This is a genomic window from Xanthomonas sp. F14 (assembly GCF_014199865.1).
Genome location: NZ_JACHOM010000001.1, coordinates 586,428 through 604,081, shown reverse-complemented (window position 1 = coordinate 604,081; position 17,654 = coordinate 586,428). Strand labels below are relative to the sequence as shown.

Genomic DNA, 17,654 nt, shown 5'->3' with positions numbered 1-17,654 from the left:
GCGACGCGACGCGTAAAGGATATCGGGATGGGGATCGGCACCTTTAGCGGCTGCCAATCCCCACTCCCGACTCCCAAATCACGGCTTACTTCTTGTCGTCCTTGACCTCGGTGAACTCGGCGTCCACCACGTCGTCGGCGGCCTTGGAGGCCTGCGCGTTGCCGCTGGCCGCATCGGCGTTGCCGCCCTGCTCTGCCGCGGCGGCGGCGGCGTACAGCGACTGGCCGGCTTCTTCCAGGGTCTTGCTGCGGGCCTCGATCTGCGCCTTGTCGTCGCTCTTCATGGCGGTTTCCAGATCCGACAGCGCCGCTTCCACCTTGCCGATCACATCGCCACCGACCTTGCTGCCATGCTCGGTGATCGCGGTGCGGGTGGCGTGGATCAGGCCATCGGCCTGGTTACGGGCCTGCACCAGTTCCTGGAACTTCTTGTCTTCCTCGCGGTTGGCTTCCGCGTCGGCGACCATGCGCTGGATCTCTTCGTCCGACAGACCCGAACCGGCCTTGATCTCGACCTTCTGTTCCTTGTTGGTCTTCTTGTCCTTGGCCGACACGTGCAGGATGCCGTTGGCGTCGATGTCGAAGGACACTTCCACCTGCGGCATGCCGCGCGGCGCCGGCTCGATGCCGGACAGGTCGAACTTGGCCAGCGACTTGTTGAAGCGGGCCTGCTCGCGCTCACCCTGCAGCACGTGCACGGTCACGGCCGACTGGTTGTCCTCGGCGGTGGAGAAGGTCTGCGAGGCCTTGGTCGGGATGGTGGTGTTCTTTTCGATGATCTTGGTGAACACGCCGCCCATGGTTTCGATACCCAGCGACAGCGGGGTCACGTCCAGCAGCAGCACGTCCTTGACGTCGCCGGCCAGCACGCCGCCCTGGATCGCAGCGCCCACGGCCACGGCTTCGTCCGGGTTGACGTCCTTGCGCGGTTCCTTGCCGAAGAAATCGGCAACCGCCTGCTGCACCTTCGGCATGCGGGTCTGACCGCCGACCAGGATCACTTCGTTGATGTCGCTGGCGCGCAGGCCGGCATCGTTCAACGCGGTGCGGCACGGCTCGATCGACTTCTTGACCAGGTCTTCCACCAGCGCTTCGAGCTTGGCACGGGTCAGCTTGATGTTGAGGTGCTTCGGGCCCGAGGCATCGGCGGTGACGTACGGCAGGTTCACTTCGGTCTGCTGGCTGGTCGACAGCTCGATCTTGGCGCGCTCTGCGGCGTCCTTCAGGCGCTGCAGTGCCAACGGATCCTTGCGCAGATCGATGCCCTGATCCTTGTTGAATTCGTCGACCAGGTACTCGATGACACGGTTGTCGAAGTCTTCGCCGCCCAGGAAGGTGTCACCGTTGGTGGCCAGCACTTCGAACTGCTTCTCGCCATCGACTTCAGCAATTTCGATGATCGACACGTCGAAGGTGCCGCCGCCCAGGTCGTACACGGCGATCTTGCGGTCCCCGCCGTTCTTGTCCAGGCCATAGGCCAGGGCGGCCGCGGTCGGCTCGTTGATGATGCGCTTGACGTCCAGACCGGCGATGCGGCCGGCGTCCTTGGTGGCCTGACGCTGGCTGTCGTTGAAGTACGCCGGCACCGTGATCACCGCCTCGGTGACCTTCTCGCCCAGGAAGTCCTCGGCGGTCTTCTTCATCTTTTCCAGCACGCGCGCAGAGATTTCCTGCGGCGCCATGCGCTTGCCATCGCTGGTCTGCACCCAGGCATCGCCGTTGTCGTGGGCAAGGATGCCGTACGGCACGTGCGAGATGTCCTTCTGCACTTCGGCGTCGGTGAACTTGCGGCCGATCAGGCGCTTCACCGCGTAGAAGGTGTTCTTCGGGTTGGTCACCGCCTGGCGCTTGGCCGAGGCGCCGACCAGCACTTCGCCGTCCTTGGTGTAGGCGACGATCGAAGGCGTGGTGCGGTCGCCCTCGGAATTTTCGATGACGCGGGCCTTGCCGCCGTCCATGATCGACACGCACGAGTTCGTGGTGCCGAGGTCAATACCAATGATCTTGCCCATGGATACGCTCCTGATGATTCTGTAGCTGTGTCCGGCGACGCCGGGTCTGGCTGAGATGTGGGGGTGGTGCGCAGGTGTTCAAGCCACCTGCACGAATCTGCGTTTCGCGCAGGCGCCCGGCAGTTCAGCCGGGCGCTGCGGCTCAGTCGTGCTTGGCCACGACCACCAGGGCCGGGCGCAGCAGACGCTCGTTGAGCAGATAGCCTTTCTGGAACACCTGCACCACGTGGCCCGGGGCGATGCCCTCGGCCTCGCCCTGGCTGATCGCCTGGTGCTGGTCCGGGTTGAACGGCTGGCCGACCGGGTCGAGCAGGGTCAGGCCGTTGTCGGCCGCAACCTTGAGCAACTGCTTGTAGGTCATGTCCAGGCCATCGCGCAGCGGGCTGGGTTCGGTGCCGGCCGCGGTCAGGCCGGCGTCCAGGCTGTCGAACACCGGCAGCAGCTCGCCCAGCAGCTTCTCGTTGGCGAACTTGCGTGCGTTCTCGACGTCGCGGGCGATGCGCTTGCGCTGATTTTCCAGATCGGCCCGCTCGCGCAGGGCATCGGCCTTGACCAGCGCGATCTCGCTGCGCAGCGACTCGATCTCGGCCTTGAGCGGATCGGTCTCGGGTGGGTTCTGGGACAGGTCTTCGGAGTCGAATTCGGGGTGGTCTTGGTTCATGTGCAGTTCCCGGGCAAGCGGAACGCCCGCCCCAACGTCACCCCGTATGTGGGCGCGCGCGCGCGTTTCAAGCAAAACGATCGTATCGATCGCTGCCGCTTATCGCGTGCCGGGCGGTTCCATGGCCGCGCCCAGCACCTGGGCGGCGGTCTGCACCAGCGGAATCACCCGGTCGTAGGCCATGCGTTTGGGCCCGATCACGCCCAGCACGCCCAGCACCTGGCCATTGGCGGCATACGGCGCGGTGACCAGCGAGACATCGTCCAGCGACAGCATGCCGGTCTCTTCGCCGATGAAGATGCGCACGCCCGGCGCCTGGATGGTGCGTTCGAGCAGCTGCAGGATCTCGCGCTTGCTGGCGAAGGCCTCGAACAGCTCGCGCAGCCGGTCCAGGTCCGACAGGTCCTGCACGCCCATCAGGCGGGTCTGCCCGGCCATCACCATGTCGTCGGCGTCGGCCGGCACCAGCGCCTCGCTGGCCAGATCCACGCTGTGCGCCAGCAGCTGCTCCATCTCGTTCTTGGCCATGCGCAGCTCGCGCAGCAGCGAGGCGCGGATGTCCGACAGCGCGCGCCCGGCAAATTGCGCATTGAGGTAATTGGCCACCCGCTCCAGCTCGGCCGGTTCGTAGGCCCGGCGCGGCTCGATCACCCGGTTCTGCACCTCGTTGTCGGCAAACACCAGGATCGCCAGCACCCGGCGCGCGTCCAGCGCCACGAAGTCGATATGCCGGAACGCAAACTGCTCGCGCCGCGGCGCACTGACCACGCCGACGAAATGGCTCATCGCCGACAGCATCTGCGAGGCGCTGCCCAGCAGCGACTGGGTGCCGTTGCCGCTGGCAAGCTCCGCGCGCAGGCGGCGCACTTCTTCCTCGCCGGGCGGCTGCATCTGCACCAGGCTGTCGACGAACACCCGGTAACCGTGCGCGGTGGGCACCCGCCCGGCCGAGGTATGCGGAGAGCTGAGCAGCCCCACATCCTCCAGGTCGGCCAGGATGTTGCGGATGGTGGCTGGGCTGACGTCCAGCCCGGCGTGCTGGGCCAGCGTCTTGGAGCCGACCGGCTCGCCATCGCGGATGTAGCGGGCAATCAGCGTCCGCAGCAATTGGCGTGCGCGGGGATCGAGCGTTGGGGACTGTGACGCGCGCATGGGATCATCCGGTGAGACTGGGCATAGATAATGTCTGGCCCTGCGGTTGGCAAGCGTCTTATTCCCTGCCCGCCGCTCCCACCCTAAGCTTCCCCAAAGCGTTCACACTCGATCCCATGCTCAGACACCTCTCCATCAAGGATTTCGCCGTCGTCCGCGCCACCGAACTGGAATTCGGGCCAGGCATGACCGTGGTTTCCGGCGAAACCGGCGCCGGCAAGTCGCTGATGGTGGACGCGCTAGGCTTCCTGTCCGGGCTGCGCGCCGACAGCGGCGTGGTCCGCCACGGTGCCGACCGCGCCGAACTGTCGGCCGAATTCCAGCTGCCGGCCCAGCACCCGGGCCTGACCTGGCTGTCGGACAACGAACTCGACGACGACGCGCAATGCCAGCTGCGCCGGATCATCCGTGCCGATGGCGGCTCGCGTGCCTGGATCAACGGCCGCCCGGTGACCTCTTCGCAACTGGCGGAGCTGGCCTCGCGGCTGGTGGAGATCCACGGCCAGCACGAACACCAGGCCCTGATGGCCCGCCACAGCCAGCTCGCCCTGCTCGACGCCTACGCCCGCAACGGCGCGCAGCGCGAGCAGGTGCGCCAGGCCAGCCAGCGCTGGCAGGCCCTGCTGGACGAACGCGATGCGCTGTCCGCGCAGGGCGATGTCTCCGACCGCATCGGCTTTCTGGAACACCAGCTCGGCGAACTGGAACGCGAGGACCTGGACCCGGCCGCGATCGCCGCGCTGGACGTCAATCACCGCCGCCAGGCGCACGCCACCGCATTGATCGGCGCCTGCGACAGCGTGGCCCTGCAGCTCAACGGCGACGACGGCGCCTCCGCGCTGGGCCTGCTGCAGGACAGCCGCCATGACCTGGCGCGCGTGGCCGAGCACGAGCCACGCCTGGGCGAGGTCGATGCACTGCTGGACAGCGCGGTCATCCAGATCGAGGAGGCGCTGGCCCTGCTCGACCGCGTACGCGACGACCTGGAGGCCGACCCGGCCCAGTTCGAGGCGATGGAGCGCCGGCTCGGCCGCCTGCACGATCTGGCCCGCAAGCACCGCGTCACCCCGGACGAACTGGCCGCCCAGCGCGACCGCATGAGCCTGGAAGTGGAGAGCCTGCGCGGCGCCGACGAGCGCCTGCAGCAGCTGGACAAGCATATCGAGGCGGCGATCGGCGTCTGGCGCAGCGCGGCCAGCAGCCTCAGCGCCAGCCGCACCACCGCTGCCGAGGCCTTGTCGGCCGCCACCACCACGCTGATCGGCGAGCTGGGCATGGGCGGCGGGCAGTTCCTTATCCAGCTGCAGCCGCAGGACACCCTGCGCCCTGACCCCAACGGCGCCGAGCGGGTGGAATTCCTGGTCGCCGCCAACGCCGGGCAGCCACCGCGCGCATTGCGCAAGGTCGCCTCCGGCGGCGAGCTGTCACGGATTTCGCTGGCGATCGAGGTCGCTGCGCTCGGGCTGGACAGCGTGCCGACCATGGTCTTCGACGAAGTGGATTCCGGCATCGGCGGCGCGGTGGCCGACATCGTCGGGCAAAAGCTGCGCGCCCTGGGCGAAGAGCGCCAGGTGCTGTGCGTGACCCACTTGCCACAGGTGGCCGCCAAGGGCCACGCGCACTATCGGGTCAGCAAGGCGCCGGTGGACGGCATGACCCAGAGCGCGGTCGAACTGCTCGGCCCGCAGGCGCGCCAGGAAGAACTGGCGCGCATGCTGGGCGGGGTGGAAGTCAGCAAGGAAGCCCGCGCGGCGGCACGCAAGCTGCTGCAGAGCGCCTGAGCCGCCGGGCGCTGTCTCGGCCGCCATCGGGGTTGCCCAGGCAGCCGATGGCGGCAAACGCACAAGGCGGCCGAAGCCGCCTTGTCGTTACCGCGATGCCACCAGATTGTTGTCAGCGCGGACGCTTCTTGCGCACGTACAGCACCAGCGAGTGCTCTTCCAGCTCGTAGCCATGCTGGGCGGCGATCTGGCGCTGCAAGGCCTCGATCTCTTCGCTCTCGAACTCGATCACGTGACCTGTATCCACGTCGACCATATGGTCGTGATGGCCGCCACGATCCAGCTCATAGACCGCCTGGCCGCCTTCGAAATTGTGCTTCAGCACCAGACCGGCGGCCTCGAACTGGGTCAGCACCCGATACACCGTTGCCAGACCGATTTCGTCGCCATGATCGAGCAGCTGCCGATAGATGTCTTCTGCGCTGAGGTGGTGCTGGTTGCTCTTCTGCTCGAGCAACTCCAGGATCCGCATCCGCGGATGGGTCACCTTGAGCCCGACTTTGCGCAGGTCGTGGGTTTCCATATGTTCTCCGTTCATTGGCGATTTAGCGCCAGCTGCCATCAAACGGGTCGCGGCGACCGGCGGGAGTGTATCATCGGCGTGATTTCCTCAGCACTTAATCCCCGATGCGTAATCTCCTGCTGGTCGCCGCCGTTGCTCTTTCCACCGCTGGCTGCGGCATCATCTACAAGCAGCCGATCTACCAGGGCAATCTGATCAAACAGAATGCCGTGGAGCAACTGCAGGTAGGCCAGAGCAAGCAGCAGGTCAGCGCGTTGCTGGGTACCCCCTCGATCCCCGATCCATTCCATTCGCAGCGCTGGGACTACACCTCCACCCAGCGCGTGGACCGTCTGGCGCGCACCGAGATCAAGAACTTCACCGTGTTCTTCGAGAACGAGCAGGTCGTTCGCTGGGAAGGCGATTACTTCCCCTCGCAGGACGAGCAGCTGGCCAAGTCGGCACCCAAGCAGTTCGGTCGCAATCTGGCCCGCGACAAGAAAAAGCAGCGCGGCCGTTGATGCGCTTGGTCGCGCACTGCGCGATCGCCTGGGTGTCGCCGCACCAGAAAACGCATCCGTTTGAACGGATGCGTTTTTTATTTGCCTGGTCGCAGAGACGTGTTGGGTCAGGAACTGCAGCGCTGATCCAGATATCGACCTCTGCGGCTTTCTGTCAGCCGTCTTGCGGCGACATGCGCCTGTTCAAGCCACCGGCTGCGCTCGCTTGTCCAGATCGCTCAACAGAAGAGCTCGCTGTTGCGCACAGCGCACATGCATCGCAGTGCCGGCCAACAGCTATCCGTTGGGACCGGCCTTTTTGCTCGGTCCGGCACGGCGACGCCGTGCCTCCTTCGGATCCAGCAGCAGCGGTCTGAGCAATTCCACCCGGTCGCCGTCGCGCAGCACCTGATCCGCGCGTGCGATGAGCCCATGGATGGCCTGCGCGGCAGGCGGTCGATCCGGTGCCAGACCGGAGGCGGCAATCGCCTCGGCCACGGTGGCGCCCTCGGCCAGCTCCAGCGATACCGAACTGCAGCGGTCCGGCCAGGCCAGCACGACGTCGACCCGCATGCTCAGACGTCGCCGCGATCGGCGACCCGCACGAAATCGTTGACCATGCGGTCGGCCAGGCCTTGAAAGCCCAGCGCCAGCGCCGGACCCAACAGCCGCGAGCTGGTTTCCACCTCCAGGGTCAGGCTGACCTTGCAGGCGTTCTCGCCCAGCGACTGAAAATCCCACAGGCCTTCCAGGCGCTTGAACGGCCCGTCGCGCAGATGCATGACGATGCGCTGCGGACGTTCGAGCACGTTTTCGGTGGTGAACCAGGTGCGGAACGACCCCAACCCCAGATCCAGCCGCGCCACGATATGCGCCTGGTCCTGTTCAAGCACCTGCGCAGCATCGCACCAGCCGAAACGGCGCGGATAGGCGGCAACATCATTGACCAGATCGAACATGCGGGTGGCGCTGTGTTCGACCAGGGCGCTGCGACGGATGGTAGGCATTCGCTAACTTGTGAAAGACAGAAGATCGTTTGATGACGCCGAATCGGCGACAATGGCGGCATGAGCAAGAAACCAGCCAAGGATAAAGCAAACGGCGCGACGGCCACGAAAACCATCGCGCTGAACAAGCGTGCGCGCCATGAATACCACCTGGAAGAGCGCTACGAAGCCGGCTTGGCCCTGCAGGGCTGGGAGGTCAAGGCGATCCGCGCCGGCCGCGCCAACATCATCGATGGCTACGCCTATGTGCGCTCCGGCGAGATCTTCCTGATCGGCGCGCAGATCACCCCGCTGATCCAGGCCTCCAGCCACACCGTGCCGGTGGAACGCCGCGATCGCAAGCTGCTGCTGCACCGCCGGGAAATCGACAAGGTGCTGAGCAGCGTCGAACGCGACGGCTACACCCTGGTGCCGACAGCGCTGTACTGGAGCAACAACAAGGTCAAGCTGGAAATCGCGCTGGCCAAGGGCAAGCAGAACCACGACAAGCGCGACGCCGCCAAGGACCGTGACTGGCAACGCGACAAGCAGCGCGTGATGCGGCGGCATAACCGGGATGCGTGAGTAGCCGGGTTTGGGGATTCGGCATTGGGGATTGGTAAAGGCAAAGCCATTCGCAGCCGGCGTTTGCATGGCTCTAGGCCCCGGCGAGCAACGCAGCGCGTAGAATCCATGCTCTTGCGAATCCCCAATTCCTAATCCCGAATCACGTCGCTCCAAGCATCCGCATCAAATTCGGCACTCCCCTGCCCTGCACATAGCGATCGCGTTGCAGGTCGGTGCTGGTGTCCAGCATCAGCTGCTTGACCCGATCCGGGAAGCCGATGAACTCGCGGCGGGCGGAGAGGAAGCCGGCCAGCACGCCGGAGACGTGCGGTGCGGCCATGCTGGTGCCGCTCATCTCCACCATCAGGCTGGCCGGATCTTTCGGGTCGAAATCGTAATAGGCCGACAGGATCTTTTCACCCGGCGCCACGACATCCGGCTTGCCGCGCCCATCGGCGGTCGGTCCGCGCGACGAAAAATACGACACGCCGTAATTGTGCGGGCTGCTCTTGTGCACCGAGCCGACCACGATGGCGTCTTCCAGATTGCCCGGGTCGCTGATCGACAGATCCATGTTGGCCGGATACGCATCGCCATCGTTGCGCATCAACCAGGCCAGACCTTCGTTGCCGGCGGCCACCACCACCAGCACGCCTTGCCGCCATAGCCGCCGCAACTCGTTGCACAGCGGCGTAAAACCGCAGCCGTAGCTCTCCGGATCGAAGTAACCGCCCAGGCTCAGATTGACGCCGTGGATGACCAGCTCGCCGGCGCGCTCGTTGATCGCTGCCACCTGCTGCACCGCCTTGATCATCCAGGAATCACGGCCGTTGCCGGCATCGTCCAGCACCTTGAACCCGTACAGCTGGGTGTCCGGCGCCATGCCGGCAAACTCCAGCGGTTTGCCCGGGTTGCCCTGCGCGTCGGGAATCACCGCGCGGCTATGGCCGGCGATGATCCCGGCGATATGCGTGCCGTGCCCGTGACGATCCAGCCGAGCGAAGGCATCGCCGTCGGCGCGCGTCAATCGCCTGGCTGCACCCCGCCGCGTGCAATCCCATTGCGCGACCACCGTGTCGCGCTCTCCCTTTGCGAAGAAATGCGGGTGACTGGCTGCGATACCGGTGTCCAGCACCGCCCAGCCGATCTGTTGCCCGCGCGCGCGATACGCGGTGCGCGCCGCATCGGCATGCAGGACGTTGCCGGACACGTTGATCAACGCGCGCTTGCCGGCATCGCGCCACACGCGCCGGAATCCCAGCGCGCGGTAGCGGTCCTGCAGCGATTCGATCTCGAACCGCGTCAGCCGCGCCGACACGAACCGCTGCAAGCCATCTTCCAGCTCGATCGCCTCGTCCAGCGCATCGCCGCTCAAGCCGGTGGTCGCTGCAGCGGTCTGGCGCAACTGCGCCAACAGCAGCGCACGGGTGGCGGCCGGGTCGTCGCCCAGCAACCGGCGATCCAGCTCGATCAGCACCTCATGCCGGTACTCGGCGCCATGCGCTTCCAGCTGCTCGCTGAGATCCTTGATCAGCACCGCATTGGAGACCGGTTGGTCGAAGCCGAGGCCCACCGCTTCGCGCACCGCCGCGCGCACCTGCGGAATCGACAGATAGCCCGAGCCCGAATGCGCGTTGTGCTGCCAGTCCGGATTCAGGCGCGCGCCCGCGAGGTTTTCGAAGCGCCCCTTGGCATTGGCGATGTCGTCGCCGAGATCCGGATCCAGCGCGATCGGGTCGCGCGTGTCGGCCACGTTGATCCAGCGCCGTACGCACGCGGGAAACGGCAGCTTGCGTGTGCCGGTCCAGCGCTTGAACATGCTGCGCACCTGCGGCAGGCCCAAGGGCGAGCCCAGGGTCAGGAACAGGCTGACCTCGCACTCTTCCGCCTGGAGCTGACGCAACACGTCAAAGGCGATCATCGATCCCTGGCTGTGCGCCACCACCACAAACGGCCCGCCACCCGAACGCAACCGCTGCGTCAGGCTCTCGCGCATCAGCGCCGCACGCTCGGGCACGAAGAACAAATCGTGCACGTCCTGCAGCAGCGCGGCGGAGATCAGCCGCAGCAGCACGCGGTTGATCGCATCGATCGGACCTTTGGCCTGCACCTGGCCCGCCGCCGGCATCGCGGGCGCGGCATCCAGTTCGTCCAGCAAGCGGTGCAGATCGACACGCTCTTGCTCGCTCTGCGCCAACGCATCGGCAAGCAGATGCAGATCCTGCTCGCCTGGCACCAGCCCAAGCGTGCTCAGGGCGCGCTGCACGCTCTGATTGAGCGCCGGGCCGACATCGCGTGCGTCGCAGTTACCGGGTTCGGCAACCGGATAGCGCTCGCGATTGACCCAGTACGCCAGGCGCGTGCGCTCGCCCATCGGCCGCCCGAACAAGGCCTTGTCCCACTGACAGCGCAGCACCTCGGCCGGCGGCTTGTTGCCGATGCCATGGATGTAGATCACGGTGCGCGCCTTGCCCTGCACGCGCGTCAGTACGGTGTCCTGCGCCTGCTGCTGCGCAGCCTTGGCTGCGCGTCGAGGCCTGGGGGCGTCGACGCCCGGTGCGCGTTTGCGGGGCGTGCTGCGTGCCTGCCGCGGACCTGGGGGCTTGCCTGTCGCCATCGTTTGGCTCCTTGATTACCAGACTTTTCCGTCCGATAGGACTGAAGCCACTGTAAGCGCTGCACGTCTCACCACTTGTGACAGGGCGCTCCGATCCCTACACTGATCAGGTCAGCGTTTTGATGCTTTCCCCGGGGGTGCACTGGTTTCGACGGGGGTCGCGAAGTCGCTTGGCGCATGCCGAGGGGGCAGCTTTCCTCGTTAATCCAGCAGCAAACTTTTAGTTGCCAACGATGACAACTACGGTTCGGACTTCGCTATCGCCGCTTAATTGGCTTTAGTTGTAGTTCTACAGCCGCCTAAGGCGAACCCCCGAACCTACTTGTGCCCGTGCTCGTAGGTGTAGGGTCATTATCACGGAACCATCGGTAGTGGCTGCCTGTCAGCTACCGGTTAGATAAAGCAGGCTGGTTTCCAGGTGCGCTTTGCCAACCGTGCTGCCTGGGAATGAGATCTAACGGAGGGCTAAGCATGTAGTGCTGGGGATGGAGTGCTTCCGGACGGCGGTTCGATTCCGCCCACCTCCACCAAACAACGGTCCTAAGACGACCGACTAAGGCCGGGACTCCTCGATGCAGAGGGCTTCCGGCCTTTTTCATGGGCGATACCCTGCCGTGGTGACGCACGCTCGGCAGCGACATGGCGCTGACAGAATGGCGCATCGCGTCTCGCCTGACAGCCCCTGCATCGCAGACGGCGGCGGGCTTACCTGCTGAGTCAATTAGTGACGTGGGCGGTCTGTTCGGTGCATTCGGTGGATGCGGTTGCGACGACGCTGTCCGCGTCATGCGCCGGCACTGCATCGCCACGCAGTTGATCGAATAGCGCGAGCAGTTCGGTGGCTTCCTGCTGCAGCAGGGCCAGGGCACTTTTGTTGGGCTCTTGCATGTCGCTTCCGTCCAAGACGCTCCCCAGCGTTGCTCAGGGCTGGAAGCAAACCGTATGCCAGCTGGTGCGGTGCCGGCGTGGTCGATGCGACCGGGCACGCATGCCGCTCACGCGGACTCGAGCTGCCGCTGCGCTTCGGCATGCATCGCTTCCAGCGTCACCATGCCGGCAACCCGGGCGGCGGCCATGGCGCTGCGGTGGTCGGGAAACGTGGCAGACAGGGCGCTGCCCGCCAGGTCGCCGGCGCTGCCGGCCCCAATCTGGGCGATCTGCCAGTCGGCGACCCAGCCGCGGCTGGGGCCATCGCCCCGGGCAGCGCGACAGGTCAATCGATAGCTACCAAGGAAAATGACCACTCTGTTGCCCGGCTCGGTGACGAGAATGAAGGATACCGTCGTGCCGGCGCCGGAGCGACCTCAAGCCCGTCCCGCAGCTGACTGACAAGCGAAGTGGAGCATGGGCACGCGACTTGCATCAGCCTCAACCAGACAATCGATGTCAGGGGAACACGGTGTTAACCAGGAACGCAAAACGTCACGCCGCCGGCGCCTTGTTGCTTGGCGGGGTGATCTTCGTCCTGATCGGCGTGGGCGGTTATTTCACCACGCAGCGCTCGCTGGCCGATGCCGGCTGGGTGACGCATACGCAGGAAGTGATCGCCAGCATCGACGAGATCCAGGCCGGTATGCTGTCGGCAGAGTCGTCGGTGCGTGGCTATGTCCTGACCGACAACGAAGCGTTTCTCGGGGTGTACGCCGATGCGATCGGGCGGCTTCCCGAGCGCATCGTGCGGCTGGATGCCCTGGTGCAGGACAACCCGGTGCAGCGGCGCAACGTCGTGGCGCTCGGACGCCTGGTGGACATGCGCCTGGTCCAGATCAATGACCTGTTGCACAGCTATCGCAAGCAGGGCCTGGATGGCGCGCGCGCCTCGATCGCACGCGGCGTGTTCCAGACTTCGTCGTCGCTGCGCCGCCAGGTGCAGACCATGACGGAACTGGAACGCCAGCAACTGGTGAAGCGTACCGACACCAATGCGCGCAGCGCGCAGTGGGTGCTGTGGGTCACGGTGGTCGGGATTTTCAGCGGCTTGCTGGTGATGTTGCTGGCCTACCGGTTGCTGTCGCGCGAACTGGAACGGCGCGTGCTCGCCGAAGACGCGGCCAGCACGACCAGCGAACGCCTGATCGAATCGTTCGCCACGCTCGAACGCACGTCGGCCGGGCTGGAGGCGCTGGCACGTTACTCGGGCCTACTGCAGAACTGCCGCAATGCCGAGGAAGCGCTGGAAATCACCGCCCGCACGATCGCTCCGCTGATCCCGGGCGCGGCCGGCGCGGTCTATTTGCTGCGCGCCTCGCGCGATCGTGCCGAACAGGTGGTGGCCTGGGGCACGATGGCCGACGACGACAACGCCAGCATCGCCCCGGATACGTGCTGGGCCTTGCGCCGCGACCGCACGCATGTGGTGGAAGACGCCAACCAGGGCATGCTCTGCCAACACATCGGCGCCAATCTTCCGGCGCATGCGAGCACCGCCTGCATCCCGCTATCGGCTCAAGGCACGCAACTGGGGATGCTGGCGCTACGCAGCGAGGATCCGCGCGATCTGGCCTCGTTGACCGTGGCCGAGGCCGCAGCCGAACAACTATCGCTGGCGTTGCACAACCTGCGCCTGCGCGAGACGCTGCGCCAGCAATCCATTCGCGATCCGTTAACCGGTCTGTACAACCGCCGTTATCTCGAAGAAGCGCTCAATCACGAACTGGCGCGCTGCACGCGGCGGGCCCTCCCTTTGTCGGTGCTGATGCTGGACGTGGACCACTTCAAGCAGTTCAACGATCTGCACGGCCACAGCGGCGGCGACCGCGTGCTGGCGGCGATCGGCGAATTCCTGCTGGCGCAGACGCGCGGCGAAGACATCTGCTGCCGCTATGGCGGCGAGGAGTTGACGATCATCCTGCCGGAAGTGGATCTGGCGACCGCCTGCAGGATGGCCGAGAAGCTGCGTGCCGGCATCGAAACGCTGCAGGTGATGGCCGATGGCGTGTCGTTGCCGAAGGTCAGCGCCTCGTTCGGTGCGGCCAGCTTTCCCCAACATGCGGGCAATATGGCGCAGTTGCTGCGTCGCGCGGACGAGGCGCTGTACCGCGCCAAGCAGGCCGGACGCAATCAGGTAGTGAGTGCGGGCACCGCAGCCGCAGGCTGAGACATGCCGTTATCAGATTGGACCTGCGTCTGCGGGCATACCGACGCGCCACGCGCGCCCGCAATGCAGGAACTGCACTGACCGCGCACAGCGGGCATCAAGCGCAACTGCGCCCGTCCGCATCGGTTGGAATCAGGCCGGCACCCGCCAGCATGTTGTCGACGCGGGTCCGCACATAGGCCGCGTCCTCGGCCGCGGCACTGCTGAGCACGGCCTGGGCACGCGCCTGAAAATCGAGATAGTCGAAATCCGCGTCTTCATCGGCCGATAGCTGCGGCAGTTCGTCCTGCAGCGCGTCCAGGCGCATGTCGAGTTCTTCGCGTGTGGGCATGGCAGACTCCGACGGCAAAGACGCTACGGTTGCGGCACGGCCGTCAAGGATGTGCGAAGCCCGACCCGGCAACGCTTCATTTTCCGACCCGCTGCCGCGGCGCGTGCACGCTCAACTTTCGCAAGGCTCCGCCGATAATGATGCCGACTCCTATAGAACCTTCCCTGTGATCCTCCACCTGCGGCGGGATTTCCGCCTCGGCATCGTCAAGATGCTGGGGCCGATCACCGCGCTGTTGCTTTGCCTCTATGCGGTGTACCTGGCCATTACCGGTCAGGCGCTGGCCTGCCTGATCACTGCATCGCTCGGTGTGCTTGCGATATGGCGTGGCTGGAAGATGCGCGATGCAGAGCGCACCGGCGCTGGCGGCGTGTGGCTGGCCTCGATCAATGTGGGCGGCTGTCTGGTGGCCTGCTGGACCGGCGGCGATGGCGCCCTGCCCTGGCTGTTTCCGGTGCTGGCCACCAATTACTTCCTGTGCGGCCCGCAACGCGCCGTGCTGCTGAGCCTGCCGCTGCTGGCGGCGCTGCTGCTGTTGCCGGGCCTGATCGTCAGCCCCGGCCAGGGCGTGTCGACGGTCGTGGTGACGCTGGTGACGCTGGCGGTGGGGTATGCGTTCTCGCTGCGCATGCAGGATGACCGCGTGCATCTGGAAGAGCTGGCCTCGCTGGATGCGCTGACCGGCCTGCCCAACCGGCGCATGCTGGAGCGTGCGCTCACCCATCAGATCGACCGACGCCAGCCGCATGAACGGCTCAACAGCCTGATCATCCTGGATCTGGACCATTTCAAGGAGGTCAATGATCTCTACGGGCACGCCGCAGGCGACGCCGCGTTGTCGGATCTGGCCACCATCCTGCGCTTCGAAGTGCGTGAGCCACACCAGGTGTTCCGCTTCGGCGGCGAAGAATTCGTGGTGCTGTTGCGTGCCGGCTCCCTGCAGGAACTGGAAGCGGCCACCGAGCGCCTGCGCAAGGTGATCCGCAACGGGCTGCGTGGCCCGGGTGGGCGGATCACGGTGTCGCTGGGCGCGGCGCGCCACGATGGCGAAACGCATTGGCAGGACTGGTTTTCGCGTGCCGATGCGGCGCTGTATCTGGCCAAGAACGGCGGCCGCGACAGCGTGCGGGTGGCCGACTGAGCGCAGCCCTCGTGTGATCGGCCGGTCGGCAGGCATGCCGACGGTCGCCCGGAATCCAGCCGCCGTATCGGCCGACGAGGCGTTGGCGCAGCCGGGTCCCTGCAGGGCGACCTGACGGTCGCCCTGCAGGCCTGCCTCACCGATTGAGCACGGCCACCGGTGCTGCAGGCGCTTCGCCCTGCTTCCAGCCGCCCAGCGCCTTGTACACCCCGACCACGCCGACATTCACCGCGGCCTCGGCCTGCGCCAACGCATCGTCGGCGGCCAGCTGGGTGCGTTGCGCGTCCAGCAGGGTCAGGAAGTCTTCCGAGCCCTCGCGGTAGCGGATCTGCGCCAGTTGTTCGGCACGTCGCGCCGCATTGGCCTGCTCCACCACGATCGCCAGGCGCGCCTGCTGGCGACCGTAGCCGATCAAGGCGTTCTCGGTGTCTTCCAGCGCCAGCAACACGGTCTGCTGGTATTGCGCCAAGGCACCGTCGGCCTGCGCCTTGCTGGCACGCAGGCGGGCACGCACGGTGCCAAAGTCGAATGCCGCCCAGCTGATCGACGGGGTGATCGACCAGGCCTTGCCGCTGCCCTCGGTCAGCCTGGCCGCGTCGCCGGACAGGAAGCCGACAAAGCCGCTGACGCTGATGCGCGGGAACAGATCCGCGGTGGCCACGCCGACTTGCGCGGTGGCCGCTGCCAGGCGGCGTTCGGCGCTGCGCACGTCCGGGCGCTGACGCAGCAAGCCGGCGGTATCGCCCAAGGGCAACGCACGTGCGAACGCGGGCGTGGTGCGCGCTACCAGGGTGGCGTCCAGGGCGTTGGGCGCCTGGCCGAGCAGCACCGCCAGGCGATGGCGGTACTGCGCCTCGGCGGTTTCCAGCAACGGAATGTCCGCCTCGATCGCCTTCAGGCGCGCCAGGCTGCTCTGCACATCCAGTTCGCTGCCGGCGCCCAGGTCCCAACGCGTCTGCGTAAGCCGCTGGGTGTCGTGCAGGTTGGTCAGCGTGCGCTTGGACACCTCCAACTGCTTTTGCGTGCCGCGCAACTCGAAGTAGTTGCGCGCCACTTCGGCAGCGACGGTGACCTGCACGTCGAGCAGGCCGGCCTGCTCGGCTTCCAGATCCGCACGCGCCGCTTCCGAGGCGCGCCGCTGGCGGCCGAACAGGTCCAGCTCCCAGGCCGCATCCAGACCCAGGGTGGTCTGCTCGGTGAGGAAGCGCTGGTTGCCGGCAACCACCTGCTGTTGTTCGCGTCGATCGAAGCTGCCCTGCGCAGTGATGTGCGGGGCCTGGTCGAGGCGACGCTCGACGAACACCGCGCGTGCCTGCTTGACGCGCGACACGGCGATGCGCAGATCGTGGTTGGCGAACAAGGCATCGCGCACCAGTTGTTCCAGCACCGGGTCGTCGAACTGCGACCACCAATTACCGACCGGTGATTCGCCGCTGAAGGCCGCATCCTGCGCGCCCTGCAAGGTCACCGCGGCCGGCGGGTCGGGCCGGTAATCCGGCCCCACCGCGCAGCCGCTGAGCACCAGCGCAGCCAGTGCCACGCTCAGAAAGGTTCTTACCATGGCAATACTTCTCCCAGATGCGTAAAGCTGCCGGTGGCGCCGTGCGCGTCGAGCAATGCCATTTGCACGCTGCTGTGCGCGCCCTGCTCCACCTCGATCTCGCCGCCGCCACCGTTCATGTCGGTTTTGACGTAGCCCGGATGCACGGTGTTGACCTTGATGGCGGTGTCGCGCAGCTCATGGGCCAGGTGCACCGTCCAGCTGTTGACCGCGCTCTTGGAGGCGTCGTAGGCGGGAATCTTGAAGTCGTAGATCGGCGAACCGGGCTGGGTGTGCAGGGTCAGCGAGCCGAGCATGCTGGACACATTGACGATGCGCCCGGCCAGCGAGCGACGCAGCAGCGGCAGGAACGCCTTGGTGACGCTGACGACCGCGAACAGGTTGGTGTCGAAGGTGCGCTTCCACACCTCCAGGCTCTGCTGCGACGGCGTGCGCTGCATGTCCTCGATCATGATGCCGGCGTTGTTGATCAGGATGTCCAGGTGGCCGTGACGCTGCTCCACCGTGCCGACTGCCGCAGCGATGCTGATGTCGTCGTTGACGTCGAGCTGGATGGCTTCCACCGGCAGGCCTTCGGCCTGCAGCTTGAGTGCGGCGGCGACGGCATCGTCGCGCTTGCGCCCGGCCAGCAGCGTATGCACGCCGGCCTGGGCCAGTTGCCGAACGGTTTCCAGGCCGATGCCGCGGGTGGCGCCGGTGACCAATGCGATCTTGTGGTTGCTCATTTCAATGTCCTTGTACTGCGAA

At 66.1% G+C, this 17,654-nt stretch carries 17 protein-coding genes and 1 other RNA gene; 6 read left to right on the top strand and 12 right to left on the bottom strand.

What is annotated here, in order from left to right:
* Nucleotides 1-85 precede the first annotated feature (85 nt).
* The 3 genes from dnaK to hrcA form a co-directional block, all read right to left on the bottom strand.
* Nucleotides 86-2,011, bottom strand: coding sequence for a molecular chaperone DnaK (dnaK, locus tag GGR73_RS02655; protein WP_016901561.1), 1,926 nt, complete (start codon nucleotides 2,009-2,011; stop codon nucleotides 86-88).
* Between the two features lie 142 nt (nucleotides 2,012-2,153).
* On the bottom strand, nucleotides 2,154-2,672 hold the full coding sequence (gene grpE / locus GGR73_RS02650) for a nucleotide exchange factor GrpE (protein WP_010366360.1): 519 nt from the start codon (nucleotides 2,670-2,672) through the stop codon (nucleotides 2,154-2,156).
* Nucleotides 2,673-2,771: 99 nt separating this feature from the next.
* On the bottom strand, nucleotides 2,772-3,824 hold the full coding sequence (hrcA, locus tag GGR73_RS02645; RefSeq protein ID WP_024939315.1) for a heat-inducible transcriptional repressor HrcA: 1,053 nt from the start codon (nucleotides 3,822-3,824) through the stop codon (nucleotides 2,772-2,774).
* Nucleotides 3,825-3,940: 116 nt separating this feature from the next.
* Between hrcA and recN the strand changes: the two genes are divergently transcribed.
* Nucleotides 3,941-5,605: a DNA repair protein RecN gene (gene recN / locus GGR73_RS02640; RefSeq protein WP_039528123.1), complete on the top strand. Its 1,665-nt coding sequence runs from the start codon at nucleotides 3,941-3,943 to the stop codon at nucleotides 5,603-5,605.
* 112 nt (nucleotides 5,606-5,717) lie between these two features.
* Here the strand turns inward: recN and fur are convergent, their stop codons facing one another.
* Nucleotides 5,718-6,128, bottom strand: a complete 411-nt coding sequence (fur, locus tag GGR73_RS02635; protein WP_016901564.1) for a ferric iron uptake transcriptional regulator — start codon at nucleotides 6,126-6,128, stop codon at nucleotides 5,718-5,720.
* Nucleotides 6,129-6,232: 104 nt separating this feature from the next.
* Here fur and GGR73_RS02630 point away from each other — a divergent pair, with 104 nt between their 5' ends.
* Nucleotides 6,233-6,628, top strand: coding sequence for an outer membrane protein assembly factor BamE (locus GGR73_RS02630; protein ID WP_039528130.1), 396 nt, complete (start codon nucleotides 6,233-6,235; stop codon nucleotides 6,626-6,628).
* Nucleotides 6,629-6,904: 276 nt separating this feature from the next.
* On the opposite strand, the gene GGR73_RS02625 is transcribed toward GGR73_RS02630, so the two are convergent.
* Both GGR73_RS02625 and GGR73_RS02620 read right to left on the bottom strand, forming a co-directional pair.
* On the bottom strand, nucleotides 6,905-7,180 hold the full coding sequence (locus GGR73_RS02625; RefSeq protein ID WP_016901566.1) for an RnfH family protein: 276 nt from the start codon (nucleotides 7,178-7,180) through the stop codon (nucleotides 6,905-6,907).
* 2 nt (nucleotides 7,181-7,182) lie between these two features.
* Entirely contained in the window at nucleotides 7,183-7,614 is a 432-nt protein-coding gene (locus GGR73_RS02620) for a type II toxin-antitoxin system RatA family toxin (RefSeq protein WP_184455516.1), read from the bottom strand.
* A 60-nt stretch (nucleotides 7,615-7,674) separates the two neighbouring features.
* On the opposite strand from GGR73_RS02620, the gene smpB reads away from it, so the two are divergent.
* The gene (gene smpB / locus GGR73_RS02615) at nucleotides 7,675-8,178 is read left to right on the top strand and encodes an SsrA-binding protein SmpB (RefSeq protein WP_006449452.1); all 504 of its coding nucleotides are present in this window, start codon (nucleotides 7,675-7,677) and stop codon (nucleotides 8,176-8,178) included.
* A gap of 142 nt (nucleotides 8,179-8,320) precedes the next feature.
* Here the strand turns inward: smpB and GGR73_RS02610 are convergent, their stop codons facing one another.
* Nucleotides 8,321-10,777 carry a S8 family peptidase gene (locus GGR73_RS02610; protein WP_184455514.1) on the bottom strand — a complete coding sequence of 819 codons (2,457 nt, stop codon included), beginning with the start codon at nucleotides 10,775-10,777 and terminating at the stop codon, nucleotides 8,321-8,323.
* Nucleotides 10,778-10,910: 133 nt separating this feature from the next.
* Between GGR73_RS02610 and ssrA the strand changes: the two genes are divergently transcribed.
* Nucleotides 10,911-11,307: a transfer-messenger RNA gene (ssrA, locus tag GGR73_RS02605) on the top strand.
* Between the two features lie 187 nt (nucleotides 11,308-11,494).
* On the opposite strand, the gene GGR73_RS02600 is transcribed toward ssrA, so the two are convergent.
* Together GGR73_RS02600 and GGR73_RS02595 are read right to left on the bottom strand one after the other, a co-directional pair.
* Nucleotides 11,495-11,665, bottom strand: a complete 171-nt coding sequence (locus tag GGR73_RS02600) for a hypothetical protein (protein ID WP_166771132.1) — start codon at nucleotides 11,663-11,665, stop codon at nucleotides 11,495-11,497.
* 107 nt (nucleotides 11,666-11,772) lie between these two features.
* Nucleotides 11,773-12,021 carry a hypothetical protein gene (locus GGR73_RS02595; protein WP_065032450.1) on the bottom strand — a complete coding sequence of 83 codons (249 nt, stop codon included), beginning with the start codon at nucleotides 12,019-12,021 and terminating at the stop codon, nucleotides 11,773-11,775.
* 155 nt (nucleotides 12,022-12,176) lie between these two features.
* On the opposite strand from GGR73_RS02595, the gene GGR73_RS02590 reads away from it, so the two are divergent.
* Complete coding sequence (locus GGR73_RS02590; protein ID WP_184455512.1) at nucleotides 12,177-13,874, top strand: GGDEF domain-containing protein; 1,698 nt, start codon at nucleotides 12,177-12,179, stop codon at nucleotides 13,872-13,874.
* Nucleotides 13,875-13,971: 97 nt separating this feature from the next.
* Here GGR73_RS02590 and GGR73_RS02585 read toward each other — a convergent pair whose 3' ends face one another.
* A complete protein-coding gene (locus GGR73_RS02585; protein ID WP_046342210.1) occupies nucleotides 13,972-14,277 on the bottom strand; it encodes a hypothetical protein in 306 nt (101 codons plus the stop codon).
* Nucleotides 14,278-14,371: 94 nt separating this feature from the next.
* Between GGR73_RS02585 and GGR73_RS02580 the strand changes: the two genes are divergently transcribed.
* Nucleotides 14,372-15,346, top strand: coding sequence for a GGDEF domain-containing protein (locus GGR73_RS02580; RefSeq protein WP_046342209.1), 975 nt, complete (start codon nucleotides 14,372-14,374; stop codon nucleotides 15,344-15,346).
* A gap of 136 nt (nucleotides 15,347-15,482) precedes the next feature.
* Here the strand turns inward: GGR73_RS02580 and GGR73_RS02575 are convergent, their stop codons facing one another.
* Nucleotides 15,483-16,907 carry an efflux transporter outer membrane subunit gene (locus GGR73_RS02575; RefSeq protein ID WP_046342208.1) on the bottom strand — a complete coding sequence of 475 codons (1,425 nt, stop codon included), beginning with the start codon at nucleotides 16,905-16,907 and terminating at the stop codon, nucleotides 15,483-15,485.
* Nucleotides 16,901-17,632: an SDR family oxidoreductase gene (locus tag GGR73_RS02570; protein ID WP_016904913.1), complete on the bottom strand. Its 732-nt coding sequence runs from the start codon at nucleotides 17,630-17,632 to the stop codon at nucleotides 16,901-16,903. The genes GGR73_RS02575 and GGR73_RS02570 overlap by 7 nt, the downstream gene beginning before the upstream one ends.
* Nucleotides 17,633-17,654: the final 22 nt, after the last annotated feature.

What these genes read in the sequence shown, in the direction of transcription:
- GGR73_RS02575 (WP_046342208.1), bottom strand. Translation starts at nt 16,907, where the DNA reads ATGGTAAGAACCTTTCTGAGCGTGGCACTGGCTGCGCTGGTGCTCAGC.
- GGR73_RS02625 (WP_016901566.1), bottom strand. Translation starts at nt 7,180, where the DNA reads ATGCGGGTCGACGTCGTGCTGGCCTGGCCGGACCGCTGCAGTTCGGTA.
- grpE (WP_010366360.1), bottom strand. Translation starts at nt 2,672, where the DNA reads ATGAACCAAGACCACCCCGAATTCGACTCCGAAGACCTGTCCCAGAAC.
- recN (WP_039528123.1), top strand. Translation starts at nt 3,941, where the DNA reads ATGCTCAGACACCTCTCCATCAAGGATTTCGCCGTCGTCCGCGCCACC.
- GGR73_RS02610 (WP_184455514.1), bottom strand. Translation starts at nt 10,777, where the DNA reads ATGGCGACAGGCAAGCCCCCAGGTCCGCGGCAGGCACGCAGCACGCCC.
- GGR73_RS02630 (WP_039528130.1), top strand. Translation starts at nt 6,233, where the DNA reads ATGCGTAATCTCCTGCTGGTCGCCGCCGTTGCTCTTTCCACCGCTGGC.
- fur (WP_016901564.1), bottom strand. Translation starts at nt 6,128, where the DNA reads ATGGAAACCCACGACCTGCGCAAAGTCGGGCTCAAGGTGACCCATCCG.
- GGR73_RS02600 (WP_166771132.1), bottom strand. Translation starts at nt 11,665, where the DNA reads ATGCAAGAGCCCAACAAAAGTGCCCTGGCCCTGCTGCAGCAGGAAGCC.
- GGR73_RS02570 (WP_016904913.1), bottom strand. Translation starts at nt 17,632, where the DNA reads ATGAGCAACCACAAGATCGCATTGGTCACCGGCGCCACCCGCGGCATC.
- dnaK (WP_016901561.1), bottom strand. Translation starts at nt 2,011, where the DNA reads ATGGGCAAGATCATTGGTATTGACCTCGGCACCACGAACTCGTGCGTG.
- smpB (WP_006449452.1), top strand. Translation starts at nt 7,675, where the DNA reads ATGAGCAAGAAACCAGCCAAGGATAAAGCAAACGGCGCGACGGCCACG.
- hrcA (WP_024939315.1), bottom strand. Translation starts at nt 3,824, where the DNA reads ATGCGCGCGTCACAGTCCCCAACGCTCGATCCCCGCGCACGCCAATTG.
- GGR73_RS02620 (WP_184455516.1), bottom strand. Translation starts at nt 7,614, where the DNA reads ATGCCTACCATCCGTCGCAGCGCCCTGGTCGAACACAGCGCCACCCGC.